At 61.4% G+C, this 15005-nt stretch carries 17 protein-coding genes and 1 pseudogene; 8 read left to right on the top strand and 10 right to left on the bottom strand.

The features are described 5' to 3' along the window. Positions 1-95: 95 nt before the first annotated feature. Complete coding sequence (locus ACFVIV_RS14145; RefSeq protein ID WP_379196098.1) at positions 96-1859, bottom strand: AMP-dependent synthetase/ligase; 1764 nt, start codon at positions 1857-1859, stop codon at positions 96-98. 94 nt (positions 1860-1953) lie between these two features. Further along, the gene (locus ACFVIV_RS14140) at positions 1954-2307 is read right to left on the bottom strand and encodes an Rv2640c family ArsR-like transcriptional regulator (protein ID WP_379196096.1); all 354 of its coding nucleotides are present in this window, start codon (positions 2305-2307) and stop codon (positions 1954-1956) included. Positions 2308-2404: 97 nt separating this feature from the next. Between ACFVIV_RS14140 and arsM the strand changes: the two genes are divergently transcribed. Together arsM and ACFVIV_RS14130 are read left to right on the top strand one after the other, a co-directional pair. After that, positions 2405-3172 (top strand): arsenite methyltransferase, encoded by a 768-nt coding sequence (arsM, locus tag ACFVIV_RS14135; protein ID WP_379196094.1) that lies wholly within the window; start codon positions 2405-2407, stop codon positions 3170-3172. Between the two features lie 55 nt (positions 3173-3227). Next, on the top strand, positions 3228-3611 hold the full coding sequence (locus tag ACFVIV_RS14130) for an ArsR/SmtB family transcription factor (RefSeq protein WP_379196092.1): 384 nt from the start codon (positions 3228-3230) through the stop codon (positions 3609-3611). A 3-nt stretch (positions 3612-3614) separates the two neighbouring features. Here the strand turns inward: ACFVIV_RS14130 and ACFVIV_RS14125 are convergent, their stop codons facing one another. After that, positions 3615-3845, bottom strand: coding sequence for a hypothetical protein (locus ACFVIV_RS14125; protein WP_379196090.1), 231 nt, complete (start codon positions 3843-3845; stop codon positions 3615-3617). 101 nt (positions 3846-3946) lie between these two features. Here ACFVIV_RS14125 and ACFVIV_RS14120 point away from each other — a divergent pair, with 101 nt between their 5' ends. Further along, positions 3947-4843: an alpha/beta hydrolase family esterase gene (locus ACFVIV_RS14120; protein ID WP_379196088.1), complete on the top strand. Its 897-nt coding sequence runs from the start codon at positions 3947-3949 to the stop codon at positions 4841-4843. A 174-nt stretch (positions 4844-5017) separates the two neighbouring features. Next, positions 5018-5135: pseudogene (locus ACFVIV_RS14115) on the top strand (IS5/IS1182 family transposase); the annotation flags it as partial. Here the strand turns inward: ACFVIV_RS14115 and ACFVIV_RS14110 are convergent. Continuing rightward, a complete protein-coding gene (locus ACFVIV_RS14110) occupies positions 5128-5475 on the bottom strand; it encodes a hypothetical protein (protein WP_379196394.1) in 348 nt (115 codons plus the stop codon). The pseudogene ACFVIV_RS14115 and the gene ACFVIV_RS14110 sit on opposite strands and share 8 nt — an antisense overlap. 176 nt (positions 5476-5651) lie before the next feature. On the opposite strand from ACFVIV_RS14110, the gene ACFVIV_RS14105 reads away from it, so the two are divergent. After that, complete coding sequence (locus ACFVIV_RS14105) at positions 5652-6227, top strand: dihydrofolate reductase family protein (RefSeq protein ID WP_379196086.1); 576 nt, start codon at positions 5652-5654, stop codon at positions 6225-6227. Positions 6228-6497: 270 nt separating this feature from the next. Here ACFVIV_RS14105 and ACFVIV_RS14100 read toward each other — a convergent pair whose 3' ends face one another. From ACFVIV_RS14100 to ACFVIV_RS14080, 5 genes are all read right to left on the bottom strand, one after another. Next, a complete protein-coding gene (locus tag ACFVIV_RS14100; protein ID WP_379196084.1) occupies positions 6498-6779 on the bottom strand; it encodes a hypothetical protein in 282 nt (93 codons plus the stop codon). A 203-nt stretch (positions 6780-6982) separates the two neighbouring features. After that, the gene (locus ACFVIV_RS14095) at positions 6983-7147 is read right to left on the bottom strand and encodes a hypothetical protein (RefSeq protein ID WP_379196082.1); all 165 of its coding nucleotides are present in this window, start codon (positions 7145-7147) and stop codon (positions 6983-6985) included. 113 nt (positions 7148-7260) lie between these two features. Then, positions 7261-7479: a hypothetical protein gene (locus ACFVIV_RS14090; protein ID WP_379196080.1), complete on the bottom strand. Its 219-nt coding sequence runs from the start codon at positions 7477-7479 to the stop codon at positions 7261-7263. 159 nt (positions 7480-7638) lie between these two features. Beyond that, positions 7639-7887 (bottom strand): tyrosine-type recombinase/integrase, encoded by a 249-nt coding sequence (locus ACFVIV_RS14085; protein WP_379196078.1) that lies wholly within the window; start codon positions 7885-7887, stop codon positions 7639-7641. Continuing rightward, the gene (locus ACFVIV_RS14080; protein ID WP_379196076.1) at positions 7884-8606 is read right to left on the bottom strand and encodes a tyrosine-type recombinase/integrase; all 723 of its coding nucleotides are present in this window, start codon (positions 8604-8606) and stop codon (positions 7884-7886) included. The genes ACFVIV_RS14085 and ACFVIV_RS14080 overlap by 4 nt, the downstream gene beginning before the upstream one ends. Before the next feature lie 340 nt (positions 8607-8946). Between ACFVIV_RS14080 and ACFVIV_RS14075 the strand changes: the two genes are divergently transcribed. Continuing rightward, on the top strand, positions 8947-9240 hold the full coding sequence (locus ACFVIV_RS14075) for a hypothetical protein (RefSeq protein WP_379196074.1): 294 nt from the start codon (positions 8947-8949) through the stop codon (positions 9238-9240). A gap of 107 nt (positions 9241-9347) precedes the next feature. Beyond that, on the top strand, positions 9348-10706 hold the full coding sequence (locus ACFVIV_RS14070; RefSeq protein ID WP_379196072.1) for a hypothetical protein: 1359 nt from the start codon (positions 9348-9350) through the stop codon (positions 10704-10706). A gap of 270 nt (positions 10707-10976) precedes the next feature. Here ACFVIV_RS14070 and ACFVIV_RS14065 read toward each other — a convergent pair whose 3' ends face one another. Next, positions 10977-11609, bottom strand: a complete 633-nt coding sequence (locus ACFVIV_RS14065; protein ID WP_379196070.1) for a hypothetical protein — start codon at positions 11607-11609, stop codon at positions 10977-10979. A gap of 1814 nt (positions 11610-13423) precedes the next feature. Here ACFVIV_RS14065 and ACFVIV_RS14060 point away from each other — a divergent pair. Beyond that, positions 13424-14812: an ATP-dependent endonuclease gene (locus ACFVIV_RS14060; RefSeq protein WP_379196068.1), complete on the top strand. Its 1389-nt coding sequence runs from the start codon at positions 13424-13426 to the stop codon at positions 14810-14812. Positions 14813-15005: the final 193 nt, after the last annotated feature.

Here is a 15005-nt window from a genome sequence, read left to right as displayed (position 1 = left end):
GGGTCACGAGCACGCCGATTCTCGCATGATCGCCGCGGATTCGCGGCGGGAGGCGAGATATCGGCTGCTCGAGCGCCTGTTCCGGGTTCTCCGGATCAGGCGTACAACTCTTCGATGACGCTCGCGTAGCGCTCATTGATCGGCTTGCGGCGCGGCTTCATGGTGGGCGTGAGGAATTCCCCGCCAGGCTGCCAGAACTCGCTCACGATGCGGAACTTCTTCACCTGTTCGATGCGCGAGAGTTTGGCATTGGCCTGGTCGATCGCCTCGATGACGAGGCGTTTCACCTCGGGATTCGCCGCCAGCTCGGCGGGATCGCAGGCAATGCCGTGCTTTTCGGCGAAGGCGGCGGCCGCGTCCGGATCCAGGGCGATCAGTGCGCAATTGTATTTGCGATTGTCACCGATGGCGATGGCCTGCCCGATGAGCGGCGCGAACGCCTTGATCCAGTTCTCGATATTGGACGGCGACATATTCTTGCCGCCGGCATTGATGATGAGTTCCTTTTTGCGGTCGACGATTCGCAGGTAGCCGTCGGCATCGACTTCGCCGATATCGCCGGTGTGCAGCCAGCCCTCCGGATCGATGATCTCGGCGGTCTGTTTCGGCTGGTTGAGGTAGCCCTTCATGATGAGCGGCCCGGCCACCAGCACCTCGCCGTCCTCGGCAAGGCGGATCCGCATGCCGTCCACCGGCTTTCCGACGGTGCCCAGGCGCAGCTGTCCCGGCGGGCACAGGGTCGCCATACCCGACAGCTCGGACATGCCCCAGGCATCGCTGACCTCGATGCCGAGACCGTTGAAGTAGCGCAGCAGTTCCGGCGAGACCGGCGCGGCGCCGGAGATGGCGACCTTGATGTCATTGAGGCCCAGCGCGGCGCGCACCTTGGACAGCACGAGCGCGTCGGCGATGGCGTGCTGAATGCTCAGCAGCGGGCTCACCTGACGGCCTTCGAGCCGCGCGTCGGACACAAGACGGCCGACGCCGACCGCCCAGTGCGCGAGTTTCGCCTTGGCGCCGGTGGATTCGGCCAGCTTGTCCTCGATGCCGGTGCGCAGCTTCTGCCACACCTGCGGGACCGCGCCGAGCAACGTGGGGCGGCAGTCGGCCAGGCCCGGCGCGAAACCGGTGCGGTCGGCGACGGTGGTGATGGTGCTGCCGACATACATGCTCAGGTACAGCGCCGACCAGCGATCGGCGATATGCGCGGACGGCAGGAACGACAGCACCCGCTCGTTGTTGTCGGCGCCGGCCAAGGTGACGGTGGCCTGCACCATGGCGACCATATTGGCGTGCGTGATCTGTACACCCTTGGGCGCGCCGGTGGTGCCGGAGGTGTAGATGAGGGTCAGCACGTCATCGGGTTGCACCGCGCGCCAAGCGGATTCGAAGTCGAAGTCGGGGTCGGCCTGCGCGGTGAGGTCGTCGAGACTCATGGTCTCCGCATCACCGCCGTCGATGCACACCACGTGCTTGACGCCTGTTCCCTTGCGCCCCTTGGTGATCACCGGCAGGAACTGGGATTCACAGACCACTACCTCGGCCCCGGAGTCCCCGAGCAGATGCTGGAGCTGCTCCGGCGAGGAGGTGTTGTACATCGAAAACGGCACGGCCCCAAGGTGAACCACCGCGGTATCGATCGGATAGAACTCCGGCCGGTTGGCCAGCATGAGCGCGACCTTGCTGTCGCGCCCGACGCCCAGCGCGGCGAATCCGCCCGCCAGCGTGCGCACCCGACGGCCCCAGTCGCCGAAGGTCAGCGTGTCCGCGTCCCCGGCCGTGCGTACCGCTACCTCCCCCGCATATCGGGCGATTGTCGCCTGAAACGCCGCGCACATGGTGGCCGGTGCTGCTGTCATGGATCCGGGTGCTCCTCGTTCGATCGGTTCGACCGCGCGTCAGCATACGCAGGGTGAACCGATTTGCCCGATTCCGGCAGCGAAAGCCCTGTTCTCAACAGCAGTTCGGATCCAGCACCAGGCACAGTGCCGCGAGCGCGTCACGCCGGGCGCCGTGCTGCACGGTCATGCCCCGCCGCTCGGATTCCACGAAGCCGGCCTTGCGCAATTGCCCCAGGTGATGGCTGACGGTGGACTCGGCCAGCTCCACGACGGCGGCCAGTTCACCGGTGCTCATGGTGCCGCGGGCGGTGAGCAGGATCGACATGAGCCGCACCCGCGCCGGATCGGCGATCGCCTTGAGCCGCAGGGCGACTTCGAGCGCCATGGTGTCGTCGATCGGCTCCGCGGCAACCGGTACGCAACAGACCGGGGCGGACATGTCGATCACGGGCAGAGATTTGGGCACGAAACCACCCTACCGAGGATATTGACATATGTCGAAAGGGTGGCCATGCTGAGTGGGTCAGACTTTTTCGATATATGTCTCACAGGTAGGTGGAGTCATGACCAACTCGAACGCAGACGAGATCTATGCGGCCGTACGCGCCCGATATGCCACGGCGGCAACATCATTGCGGCAGGAAGGCACCGGCTGTTGCGGTCCGGGCGGGTGCGGCGGCGCTGAGACCTTCGATGAAGCGGGCTTCGGCAATCGGCTCTACACCGTCGCCGATCGCGAGGCGATTCCCGCCGATGCGGTGGCCGCGAGCCTCGGCTGCGGCAATCCGACGGCGGTGGCCGAGTTGCGTACCGGCGAAACCGTCCTCGACCTGGGCTCGGGCGGCGGCATCGATGTGCTGCTGTCCGCGCGGCGTGTCGGGCCGGACGGCAAGGCCTACGGCCTGGACATGACCGACGAGATGCTGGACCTGGCCCGCGCGAACGCCGCCGAGGCCGGTGCGCGCAATGTCGAATTCCTGAAGGGCGCCATCGAATCCATTCCGCTGCCCGACGCCGCGGTGGACGTGGTCATCTCCAACTGCGTCATCAACCTGTCGCCGGACAAGTCGGCCGTCTTCGCTGAAACTTTCCGGGTGCTTCGTCCCGGTGGCCGCTTCGGCGTCACCGATGTGGTCGCCGAGGACCATCTCACCCTCGCCGACCGTCTCGCCCGCGGCGACTATGCCGGCTGCATCGCCGGCGCGCTGACCATGGCCGAGTACCGCGCCGGGCTGGCCGCGGCCGGTTTCACCGAGATCGAACTCATCCCCACGCACCAGGTCGCGCCCGAGATGCACTCGGCGATCGTGAAGGCCGTCAAACCGCGTTAGCTCGGCGGCTGCACGGTGTATTGCCCGGCGATTGGATATGAGTCACTATCGATGAATGCCGAAAGCTGGGCGGCTGCACCTCACGGTCGTGCCCTCCACCTCCTGCGGAGTCACGCCCCTGACGCGATCACCCCTGTCCGCCGCGGCCGCCACCACCCTGGCCCCCGCCTTCGCTGCCCTCTCCGACCCCCTGCGCCTGCGCATTCTCAGCCTGATCGCCGCCCACCAGGGCGGCGAAACCTGTGAATGCGACCTGGCCACCGCCTTCAACGCCTCCCGCCAAACCCTCGCCCTCCACCTGCGCATCCTCCGCGAAGCCGGCCTCCTCTCCCGCGAACGCCGCGGCCCCCAGCTCTACTACCGCGTCGAACCCGAAGTCCTGCACCAGCTTTCCCAACTTCTGGGCACGACCCTCGACTCGGTCTTCATGGACCGCTGATCCTCACAGCTGCACGGCGCCACACGCCGGGCACGTCAGCGTACTGTCCTCGAACTCCGCCGAACTCACCTCCACGGCCACCTTCTGCAGCCGATCCTTGATCTCCAGCACCCGCGCCTCATACCGCAGATGCCCATCCAGCCAGGCCGACACCTCGAGCCCACTGTCCGCCGCCATCCGCTCGAGGAACCGAGCCGCCGTCTCCCCCAGCTCAACCGTAATCGGCTTCCGCATACCGCGAGATACTACGAGCGCCGAACCCCCGCGGCTGTCGAACCAGCCAAACCTGTCCGGAACGTCCCGACTGCAGATCTCTTCCGTGCCATAGTGATTCGATGTTCGGCCTGCGCCTTGCCGCCGTCGCCGCCATAGCGCTACCCGCGCTCGCGCTGACCGCGTGCGAAAGTTCCCCCGATTCAACCGATGCCACCGCATCGACCACCACCGCCACCGCGCCGGAGAAACCCGGCCCCGGCGATCAGACGATCCGCTTCGACTTCGCCGGCAAAACCCGCTCCTACGTGGTCCACGCACCACCCGGCTACACCGGCGCCACCCCGCTACCGCTGGTGGTGGCCCTGCACTACCGCCCCGGCAATGCCGCGGGAATCGCCGAACTCTCCGCCCTGAACGCGAAGGCGGACACCGAGAATTTCCTGGTGGCCTATCCCGAGGGCTACTCCGGCGCCTTCAACGCCTTGGTCTGCTGCGGCAGCGAGGACGACGTCGGCTTCATCAAAGAGGTCGTCGCCCGCATGATCACCACCTGGAAAGCCGACCCCGCCCGCACCTACGCCACCGGCATCTCCAACGGCGGCGACATGTCCTTCCGCCTGGCCGTGGAACTCCCCGGCACCTTCGCCGCAATAGCCGCCGTGAGCGGCGGCTTCATCGGCCAAACCGTCGAGCCCCCAACCTACAAACCCACCACCCCCATCCCCGTCCTGACCTTCCTCGGCGGCCGCGACCGCAACATCGACCGCTTCGAACAGGGCATCGCCCTCTGGCAGGAACGCCTATCCTGCACCCCCGCCAACCCCATCTCGAACTTCCCCCGCGGCATCACCCACACCACCGCCACCTGCGCCGACGGCAGCGAAGTCCAAACCTACCGCCTCCCCGAAATGTTCCACTCCTGGCCGGGCGCCACCACCGGCGAACTCAACGACCCCACCGCCGGCCTCTCCGCCACCGACCTCATCTGGGACTTCTTCAAAACCCACACCCGGTGAGCGACACGGGAACCGGTCTTGGCGGCCAAAGCCTTTCGATGATGTGTTCCGCCCCCTCGATTGTCCTAGCATCGGAGTACTCCATCTCCCTGACATTCCAGGCGAGTGGCCGGCCCTCGGCGCCATCACCGAGTTCGAGGTCGTCCACCACACTCACGATGGGATTTGCCCGCGGATGCCGGGATGGCCGCGGACGTGGAGAAGCTGTTGTCGGTGGACTCGACGAGCGCGCGGGCGCATCAGCATGCCGCGGGTGCGCGCTCGGACACGCTTGCCACGCCTAGCTAGATCAATCCGGGCTCACCAGTGGCCGCGAATCGAACAACAGACCGGTAGATCAAATCGAGAAACTCTGCCAGGTTTTCGGTGACTCTCTCGAAGGCACCGCTGAAGGAAGCAGCGCTCGAACGGTGAACGGCTCCTTTCGAATCGGCGGCGAACAAGACGCCCCCGCCATCGGAAGCGAACACCAAGCCGTGCGGATTCTCGGCTGCCGGCAGGAATACGGTGCCTTCCTCCCGGTAATGTCCCAACGTCAGCCGAGCCGAATGGATGAAGTAGCCGTTTCCGACGTCACCCAGTACGACTTCACCCACGTAACCATAAAAGGCCATCAAGTCAGCAGCGGCCACCGGCACAGTGGCCAGCTCAGTGACCTCATCGCACCACCGCGACAGCCAACCTGCCGACAGGTCCGTGTCAGGTCCGTGTCAGCCAGATTGGCGAAAGTACAAACCGCCCGGTGCGATCAGCGCCTGGGCGATCACCGGCGATCGGCGATCACCGCTTTCGAAACTCAGGAGGAATTTTGACACGTGAACTGGTCTACACGGGCTTCATGTCGCTCGACGGTGTAGCGGACTCGCCGGGCGGCAAGGAGGAAGGGCACCGCAGTGGCGGTTGGGTGATGGACACCGAATTCGTTCCCGAGGCCTACTCGCTCAAGGGCGAAGAACTTGCCGACACAACGGCATTGATGTTCGGTCGCCGCAGCTATGAGGCGTTCGCTCCGTTCTGGCGCGACTCCGCCGACCACGCCGCGTACAAGGAGCTTCCGAAGTACGTGGTCTCCTCCAGCCTCACCGACGACGCTGTCGTCGAGGGCTGGGGCCCGATCACGATCCTGCGCTCCACCGACGATATCGCCGAGCTGAAGAAGGGCGATGGCGGTGCGGTCTTCATCCACGGAAGCGCCGAACTGGCCCGGCGGCTGGCGGACGCTGATCTGATCGACCGGTACAACCTGCTCGTGTTCCCAGTACTGCTCGGGGCGGGCAAGAGCCTGTTCAGCCGGTCGGACCGGGACAGGCAGCAACTGCGCCTGCGGGAGTCGGCGACCTACTCCAACGGCGTGGCCAAGCTCGTGTACGACGTCGTGCACTAAGCAGGCGTTGCCGTGCGGTACGCCCGACGTACCGCACGGCGGCGAGAATCAAGCGCCGCGCCGAACGACGGATCAGAAGCACTCGATGAAGTGTTGCGATGACCGCCTGAACCCGCAGTTGAAACCAAGGGGAAGCGACGGGTCATGGTTGGACCGGAGCTGACACACAACATGGCAGGCGCCGAATCGGTGTGCGCCGGTGCCGCGCCTGCGGTGTCAGCGCTGTTGCGATCTCCGCAAATTGCGGGTCTTCGGCGGCTCTTTCGATGATCACGCGGTTACCTTGGTTTTGCATCGCCAGCACTCGTACGCATCCGCAATAATGTTGATATTCTGCTTCGCGTTACAACGGGGGCAGGTTACCTTTCGCATTCCGTCGGGTGGACCTGGTGAGATGAGTATCGCAATAAGGATGCCGATCGGGCCGAGTATGAACCCGACGATGAAGAATTCGATGTCCGAGCGGTTTCTGCTATCCGCGATGACCATCGAGACAAGCCCGCAGGCGAAGGCGATACCCAGAACGACCAGGATGTGCGTGCCCGAATCCATAGCCACCTCCGCCGCATCAGAAGATCGAGTAGCACCGATCTGTGGGCGATCGATCCACGGTAGAGGGTATCCGATGTCCCGCCACTCACCGAGTGCATTCGGGCACGCCCGAAGGATTCTCAAGTTCGTTGTGCCGCAACAGGAATCATTAGCCAGATGCTGCTCGCATGATCAACCGAGCGCACACAGCGGACTCCGGTAAGCTAGACGATAAGCTCGTCTGCGCGATCATCTCCGGTGCCTGCCGGCATCGGAGCTGTGGAGAGATAGTCCGCGACCGCGGGATACTCGGCTCTCAACCTGGCTTCGTCGTGGAGCAGTGCCACGAGTTCACCGCGCCGTTCATTGGTCAGAATCAGCTCCGTCACGCTTCTGATTGTCCCGGGATCGGACACATTTCGAGGGTCGTTGCCGAATCAAATGAAGTGCCACAGAACTCACCCAAGGGTCCAGCGGAGGTCCGTGGAGCACGGAACGTCGGTTATGCGGGGGCTAGGATTTCGATGGTCCGGGAGGACTCGCCGTGCTCTATGTAGATCTCGTGGGCTGTGGTGTCCACCGCGATTCCCCCGGTCCAGCTGCCGGGCTTGACGGTGAGTCGTGACGCACTGAGCGTGCGGGTACGCGTATCGATCATCGTGATACTGCCGAAACCCCCGGAGGTGAGATAGACCGTGTGTGCGGCGGGATCGATCGCCACGCCCAACGACGTTTCCCGCCCCAGCGAGAGGAGGAATCCACTCCGCTCCGCATCACGCACACACTGTGATGTCGGAAGTCTGAGCTCGATACCGAAGTTCACTGCGTGAGTTGACCTGTCACGCGGGTTTGGCTTCGGCGTCATGGCCGCGGGATCCGTTTACAGTTTGTCGCCGAGGCGGGCGCGGCGGTGGGCTGCCTTCGCACGGTCGGCGGCAACGGATTTGCCGTAGCGGTCCGGCATCTGGCGGGATCGCCAGCCCGCGAGCATCATGAGGTCTTGCTCCTGGCCGCCGCTGGCGAGCCAGTTGTGGGCGAACCAGTGACGGAATTGATGGGGATGGATGTGGTCGATGCCTGCCGCGATAGCGCGGCGCTCGAGCATCTGCCTGATGCCGTTGTCGGTCATGCGGCCCTGGCGGCCGAGCCAGAGCGCGTCTCGTTCTGGGTGAGCTTGGCTTGGCGATGTTTCGCGCGTGCCCGCAGATACTTGCGGAGGGCGATTCGGGTCTTGTCGCCGAATGGCGCGGTCCGCGGCCGCCTCCCCTTGCCGATCACCAGGGCCGTGTTCTCGGCGAAGTCGATCTCGTCGATGTCGAGGCCCGCGAGTTCTCCGACGCGGCAACCGGTGTCGATGAACATCCGGATGATCGCGGTATCGCGTAGGGATTCGAAGTCGGTGCCAGCGCACTCGGCCAGCAGCGCCCGCAGGGCTTCATCGGGCGGAACCGCAGTCAGGCTCTCGGGCGCATCGGGCAAGGCCATCCTGTCAAACGGGTCATGCTCGATGATGTCCTCTGCCGCAAGGTATTTGAAGAACTGTTGTAGCGCTCGGTAGTGGCCCCGGGCGTACTCCGGCGAGAGCGGTTCGCCGGTCCGTTTGTTCGGTCGGGTCAGCAACGACTCGATGAACCCGCCGATGTGATCACGGGTGACCTCCGGTGCAAGAGTTGGTAACTCGTGCTCGATCAGGTAGTCGATGAAGTAGCCGATCCGCAACAGGTAGCCGCTGATGGTCACTTGGCTTCGGTTCCTGCGGCGCAGCGCGGTCGCGAAGTCGTCCTTCAGTTCGCGGAGATCATCTAGGTCCAGCGCCCCATGCGGGCCGATTCTACGCCCATAGTCCATTGATCTACGTGCTCTGCACTGGACTACTTTCGCGTTTTCGTGGCGCGTATCCGCAGGTGAGAGGGTGTTTGTGGGGCGGGCGGGGCTCGAACCCGCGACCAATGGATTATGAGATCAAAGAAGCCTGACATTGTCCTGACCAGCGAAAATGCCGTTCATCAGCAAGCGTAACGCGGGAATACATTGCTCTTCGGCGATTCGTTTGACGATCTTGTTGGTGGATCGGCTGCTCCTTGGCCCTCAAAGCGGAACCAGCAGCAAGCGCGTTCAAGGAGCGGTACCGTCACGGCCAGGTTAGTCTTGACCGACCATGCGTGATCAATCTCTAGGGGGGCGCGGTATGACAACCCTTGTGTACCAAGGTGAAGAGGCCAATCTGAAGGTCTTCGCCGATGAGGTGGCAGAGCACCCCCAGCTTGCGGATGCTTGCAAAGTGCGAGTCACCGAGGTTGTGTCGACCACAGGAGATGAGCTTCGTTACGGAGCTTTCGCTGAGCTCACGATCACCATCGCAACCGGTGTCGCGACATCTGCCGTCTACGAGATATTGGCGACTTTGCTGAAACGCGCTCGCAGCAGAGGGAAGATTGAGGATAAATCCGACAGCCCAGACGATAGGAACGAGCAGAACTAGTTTCGTCGTTGTCTAGCCTACATTCTTCATTCGGCGCAAGGTTGGATTTACGAAGCCAGATACTCTTCCTCGACCCGCCCGACTATACGGGCGGTGATGAAACACTCGTGACCACGATGCTTTCCTGGCACTATAAGTATCTCCATGAAATCAATCATTGGATAAGGTTTCATGGTTCCTCGATCGGGATTTTGCTAACGTTTCTCCAGAGAAGCAGGGACGCGCTTGCGACAACTCTTCTGAACTCCCTTTCGAATAACGAGAAGTTGATCTTATCATATGACAGGTCAAATGGTCACAAACTATTGGATTACAGAGATAGTTATATTGTCAGGAATTCAGACCCTCAAATATGCAATCTTGGGTTAGACTGGCTAGACCTTCACTCCGCTTTTCTGGCGTTGTTGAATGGCGGAACTACAGACGAGTTGAGGGTTGCCGACGTAGAACCAGTCGACATAATAGATCGAGCACTGGCGATAAATTGGGCCCAATGGCAGAACAAAGGTATGCTCGACCGCTCCTCCGCAAGAGGAGTTTCACACGTTACTGGCATCAGCGTTGCCTTGAAAGCTAATTCCACAACACTGACGACAGCCCTACTACTTGAGTGCGCGGCAGCATTAGACGAGGGGTACCCTCTATTCCGGGGTTCATTGCGTGAGTTTACCGATCCTGCGCTTCAACGTATGTTAAAGCACACTATGAGCGGCAGCTATGGTATTCCGTACTGGATGGCAGAACGCATTGCCGGGCGCGCCATTGGCCCAAATGTAGTGCTCGCCATGATCGATTTTGCACTCAACCCACCGATACCGGGGCTGCATTATGGAATTTCAACTGTTCGATGGGAAGAGTTATATCCACCGTGTCGGTTCTTGGCGGCCGCAATGTCGCTCACCAAAAATCCCGTTGCCTTGGAGTATCTTGAACCAGAACCCGAGGTACTACTAGACAGCTATCGAAAATGGGAAATTGCAACCGGTCTTCGCATGGGTCGAGTCGATGCCCTTCTTACCGATATCTCGAATCTATCAGGCGCAGCAGAGTTACCCTGGGTGACTGAAAGAATTCCACATGCAACCTTAATGTACTCAATAGAACTCTTAAGAGAGAGAAAGAGAACACCTCACACCCTTTCCCATGTCGGCTTGAATTTCGTTGGCGACGGCGCCCTAAGATTTGTCGACCCAAGCCACTGGTGGGTAGAAGGAAATTGGTGGCTGTTTCCACCGTTGCGAGCGCAGCTAGGGGTGTACTGCTGGCCTTCGGAAAGGTTAGATCAGGACCAAGCCACATCATTGTTCATTGGATCTGCGGTTTCCTCCGCGCTTGATGACATTCTCCACAATATCGGACCGTTGTCGAATCAGCATCTACCATGGACCGCACTTGAAGACCCGGGGGAACTAGCTGCATTGAATAACATCCTTCACACTGTAACGGGCTTCAAAATTGGCTGGTAGATTTAGCCATCTCTCCGCTATAGCAGCAGTCGCGTCCACCACGAAGGCCATTAACGGCTGCCTCAAGTCGTGGGAGGTGTTGACCACTGGAACGGCGCAGAATCAGATTACGGTCAACGAAGCGGGGATTGACGAGCTGTTGAGCAAGCTGGACGAGGATGGAGCATCCGGAAGCAAGTGCGGCAGGACTACGACGATCAGCGCGCACAGCAGTGCGGAGAACAACCCTAGTGGGTGCGCCAGGTAGCGCACACCCGGCTCTCTGGGTGTCTACGAAGTCTCGAATGCGGTCTGGCATAGCCCGCAGATGATGGGTCCGACCGCATAGGTGCCGACTGCGACCCGGATCTTGCGGCCGCAGTCGCACTCGGCGGTCAATCCGTTGTTGTTGGACTTGCGGCCACCGCGCCAGTTCGGTTCACGTCGGCGGTAGGCCACCAGGGCGAAGGACAGTTCTTCCAGTTCGCTCCGGTAGATCGCGCGAGTCTGGTCCGGCACGCGGGTGATCGACCAGCCGATCTTGTCGTGATGTTCCAGGGTGAGCCCGAGTTCTTCGCCGAGAGCGCGGTATCGCTCGTTGTGCCAGCGGCCCTGGCGACTGGTGTCCTTGATCCCGCGCACTGCCGCGACGCCGTGGGCGGCCTCGTGCAACAGCGTGCCGAGCACATCGGCCGCGCCGCGCTGGAGCCCTTCTCCGCCGACGAACAGCTCGTGCAGTTCGTATTCGCCGCGTACCCATCGAAGTGGCGCGAAGTGCCCGAGAGTCAGGTCGCTACCGCCTGTGGAGCCGGCTCCGACGGTGAGTACCACTTCGGGAACGTCGGGGTGGTGGGATCGGATGGCGGTCCAGGTGTTTTCCAGGGCGGTGACGAGTAGTCCGGTGATGGTGTCGGAGTCGGTCATGATCTCCGGGTCCTTCCGAGGACTTTGACACGTACGTGTCAACCGGCCGCCCAACGGTTTGACACGTACGTGTCAATCGGTGGAGTCCCGGCAGAGCGTGGGATTCCCTGGGCGCGCGCCGCGCTCGCCGGGGCAGGCCGCGCGGCCTGCCCTCACCGCCTGCCTAGGGGCCGCAGAGGCTCCCGATTCCAGGGGACGCGCCAAGGCGTGCACAACCGAATTCCCGTCACCTACCGCCAGCTTGATCTCCGGTCGTGGGTGCGGGAATTCGGTTGGGCCGGGTGCGGACCCTGGAATCGGGAGGGGCGGCCCCGCACAATGCGGCGCACGCCCAGGAGCTCCGTCGCAGAACACCGCCGGACTTGCGATGCACCGGAGCGGATACGCAGCCTCACGCACCCGACCGGACCACATGCACCGCCGTGTAACCACCGAGCGTCACCCCCGCGTCAGCGCTCCAGACGCCACCATGTCTCTTACCGCCACGGACGCACCCCTCGTCGCCCAGCGTCACCATGCACTCAACTGCAACGTTCTTTACCCAACCCAACCTACTTCTCTCACTTCACCCAAAGTTTGCTTCTCCCAGTTATTTCCGTCCCTCCCGCCCCTGATCTGCTCTCACTGCTCCACTTGTGGAGGACACCAAAGACCACCGAAGGGGGCCTTTGGTGTCCTCCACAAGTGGAGCGCCATTCTCTCGAATGTGCCTGATCAGGGGCGGGAGGGACGGAAGTCCGAGCCGGAGAACACTGAAAGCGGCTTCCGGTCTGGTCCGGGGTCTATTCGCCGGTTTCTAACCGAGTCCGGGCTATTTTCGGTGACTGTCAGGCTGCTTCCGGGGACGGTCCGGGCTTGTTCTGGCACGCATCAACCTCGGTTCAGCAGTCTCGGCTCCGAAGGCGAGTCCGGCGATCGGTTGGCTGATCGAATGCCCATGAACGTGGTGAGGGTGGATGGGGGCGCGGAATTGTACGGGTGCCGCCCCTCCAGCGATTCCAGGGTCCGCGCGCCCACTCGACCGAATTCCCTGGCAAGACAGCGTGGTCAAGCACCGGTTCGGTGAGGGAATTCGGTCGGCGCGTCCCCTGGAATCGGGAGGTACTGCGGCACCCACGGCAGGCCGATAAGCGGACAGGCGGTGCCTGCCCGCCTCGTTTCCGCGCCCCCACTCGACACTGCCGTACGCCGAACTTGCACCACGCAGCATGACGGCGCGTTCGCCGGCCGGTTCGGGCGACGAGCGCCTGACTGCGTGATGTGACGCTGGTCAGCGAATCACCGATAGTACTCAATACATTGATCGGCTGGACTCCTAGACCAGCATGTCCTGAGGAGAGCAGATGCGGTTTGAGTCGTTTCTGGTTCAGAATTACAAAGGAGTCGCGCACGCCGCGCTCTCGGGCCTTCATTCGGAACCAGTTATTACAATCAGTGGACGTAACGGTACTGGCAAATCTCTACTGCTTGAGGCATTGGTCGGTGCTTGGTCTGGCCGCTACGGAATGGGCGATCGAATAGGACCATGGTCGGATGAACTAGTTGTGGAGATTTCGATCCACTTGTCCGAGAGTGAATGGGTTTGCGTCGATGCGGAGCATCAGCGGAGGTACGGAATTCCAGCGCCGCGAGACCCTCTAACGCTGCGGTTAAGTTCCGTAAGACATGGGTCCAACTCAGAATCGCCAAGCTCAACGGCTGTTCAGATTCTCCGGGACAGAATTTTCCAAAGAGAGCATGCCTTCAGTGTGATAGATTTCCTGCCAGCGAATCGGTTGGTGCCCACAAATCCGAACCCGTCAGTCGAGCTGGCAATGTTGGCCATCGAGCGAGTCGAGCAGGAACGTCATCAAATGTTGGATTCATTCATAGGCCAGCGAAATCCAGTATCTTTGCCAAATGTGTCCAACTATCTAGTTACGCTCGATTATCAGGCACTTCTCTCAGAGAGACAGGGGCTTGAACTGATCGACGATTACGGACTGCTGGCAACGGCATTCTACGCTGCGGCAGGAAAACAGTTGATGAAGCCTGAGTACAATCCCGCCCGAGGCAGCACTATCGATATCGTACTGCCGAGCGGCCACCGACATGGACTACGTGATCTGAGCAGCGGGGAACAAGAAATGCTGGCTATGATGTACTTCGTACGTCGGTTGTCAGCTTCGGGTGGGATCCTGTGTATCGATGAACCGGAACAGCACCTACATCCAACGCTGCAGGCAGCACTGTTTCAAGCCATGGCCAGCCTAGCTGACCGCGCACAGGTCCTGGTCGTTAGCCATTCAGTCAATCTTGTTGCATCCGCCCCACTCACTAGCCTTATTCAGATCGCCGCTCCCGAAGACCAAACTGTCAATCAGGCAGCCAAAATGGTCGATCACCCAAGAAAGGTAGAACTTGTTGCGGAGCTTGGAATTACACCGGCAGATTTGTTCCAAAATGACATGCTCTTAGTTGTTGAGGGTGACACCGATGCGAGTTGGCTTCGATCTCTGTTCCCTGTCGAACTCGGGCGCGCGCATGTCGTGGTGGCCGGTAGCAGCGATCAGGTGCTACATACTCATCGTGTCTTAGCCGGGACGCCAGCTGGACTTCCATGGCTTTGCGTTCGCGACCGCGACCTCATGACAGACGCTGAAGTTGCTAACCAAATGGAACAATACCCTCACCTCCATATCTGGCCGCGGCGCGCGATTGAATCAATGCTTCTCGAACCAGATCTCATCGAAGCTGTCTGCAAATCTGTCGGCGTGAATGCGAGCCGCGAAACAATCGACGGATGGCTGCAAACCGCAGCGGAGCCTTTACTAGAGGATGTCCTCGAGCACCTCGTCGAAGATGAACTTCGACGTCGCGTGAGTCCTCCAAAACCGTCCAGTTCAGGAGGACGCTACGAGAAAATGAAATACATTTATGAGCAGTATGCGCTCGTAAATCAACAATGGGCTCATCTTGTAGACAAAGTGGTGGACGAGCTTAGAGCGGACCTTTTGCTACGCTGGCCTACACAATGGCGCCAACTCGTCGATCCAAAACCTGTTTTGGCGAAACTTACTGCCCAGATCGGTGCACTGAAATCACCTTCCCATCTCATGTCTGCACTAGTGGCTCGCGCTCGCGATGATGAGACCGTCAGGCCGATCGCCATGGAGGCGCTGAGAAAGAGGCTGGTCCTGACCGCTTCTAGCTCGGCAAGCTGATCGCTACGACGACCCGTACCGCGTTCATCAGAGTCGTGGCTCACCTGAACTGCTGGCGTAGCTCAAGCATCCCCTCTGGTACCAATGCCACGGAGTCACCTGGTAGAAACAGGGGCGGAGCCCGTGCCATGTACGAGATGGCACGGGCTCCACTTGTCGGTGTTCAGTTGGTATTCGGTTGTGTCCGGAGTGG

It is taken from the genome of Nocardia sp. NPDC127526 (assembly GCF_042672265.1).
Taxonomy (GTDB): domain Bacteria; phylum Actinomycetota; class Actinomycetes; order Mycobacteriales; family Mycobacteriaceae; genus Nocardia.
This window is presented reverse-complemented; position numbering and strand designations above follow the sequence as displayed.

Bases quoted from the DNA above. Each gene is read 5' to 3' on its own strand.
- ACFVIV_RS14075 (WP_379196074.1), top strand. From the start codon at position 8,947: ATGACAACCCTTGTGTACCAAGGTGAAGAGGCCAATCTGAAGGTCTTC.
- ACFVIV_RS14130 (WP_379196092.1), top strand. From the start codon at position 3,228: ATGCCGAAAGCTGGGCGGCTGCACCTCACGGTCGTGCCCTCCACCTCC.
- ACFVIV_RS14085 (WP_379196078.1), bottom strand. From the start codon at position 7,887: ATGACCGACAACGGCATCAGGCAGATGCTCGAGCGCCGCGCTATCGCG.
- ACFVIV_RS14080 (WP_379196076.1), bottom strand. From the start codon at position 8,606: ATGGACTATGGGCGTAGAATCGGCCCGCATGGGGCGCTGGACCTAGAT.
- ACFVIV_RS14060 (WP_379196068.1), top strand. From the start codon at position 13,424: ATGTTGGCCATCGAGCGAGTCGAGCAGGAACGTCATCAAATGTTGGAT.
- ACFVIV_RS14125 (WP_379196090.1), bottom strand. From the start codon at position 3,845: ATGCGGAAGCCGATTACGGTTGAGCTGGGGGAGACGGCGGCTCGGTTC.
- ACFVIV_RS14145 (WP_379196098.1), bottom strand. From the start codon at position 1,859: ATGACAGCAGCACCGGCCACCATGTGCGCGGCGTTTCAGGCGACAATC.
- arsM (WP_379196094.1), top strand. From the start codon at position 2,405: ATGACCAACTCGAACGCAGACGAGATCTATGCGGCCGTACGCGCCCGA.
- ACFVIV_RS14120 (WP_379196088.1), top strand. From the start codon at position 3,947: ATGTTCGGCCTGCGCCTTGCCGCCGTCGCCGCCATAGCGCTACCCGCG.
- ACFVIV_RS14065 (WP_379196070.1), bottom strand. From the start codon at position 11,609: ATGACCGACTCCGACACCATCACCGGACTACTCGTCACCGCCCTGGAA.
- ACFVIV_RS14100 (WP_379196084.1), bottom strand. From the start codon at position 6,779: ATGGATTCGGGCACGCACATCCTGGTCGTTCTGGGTATCGCCTTCGCC.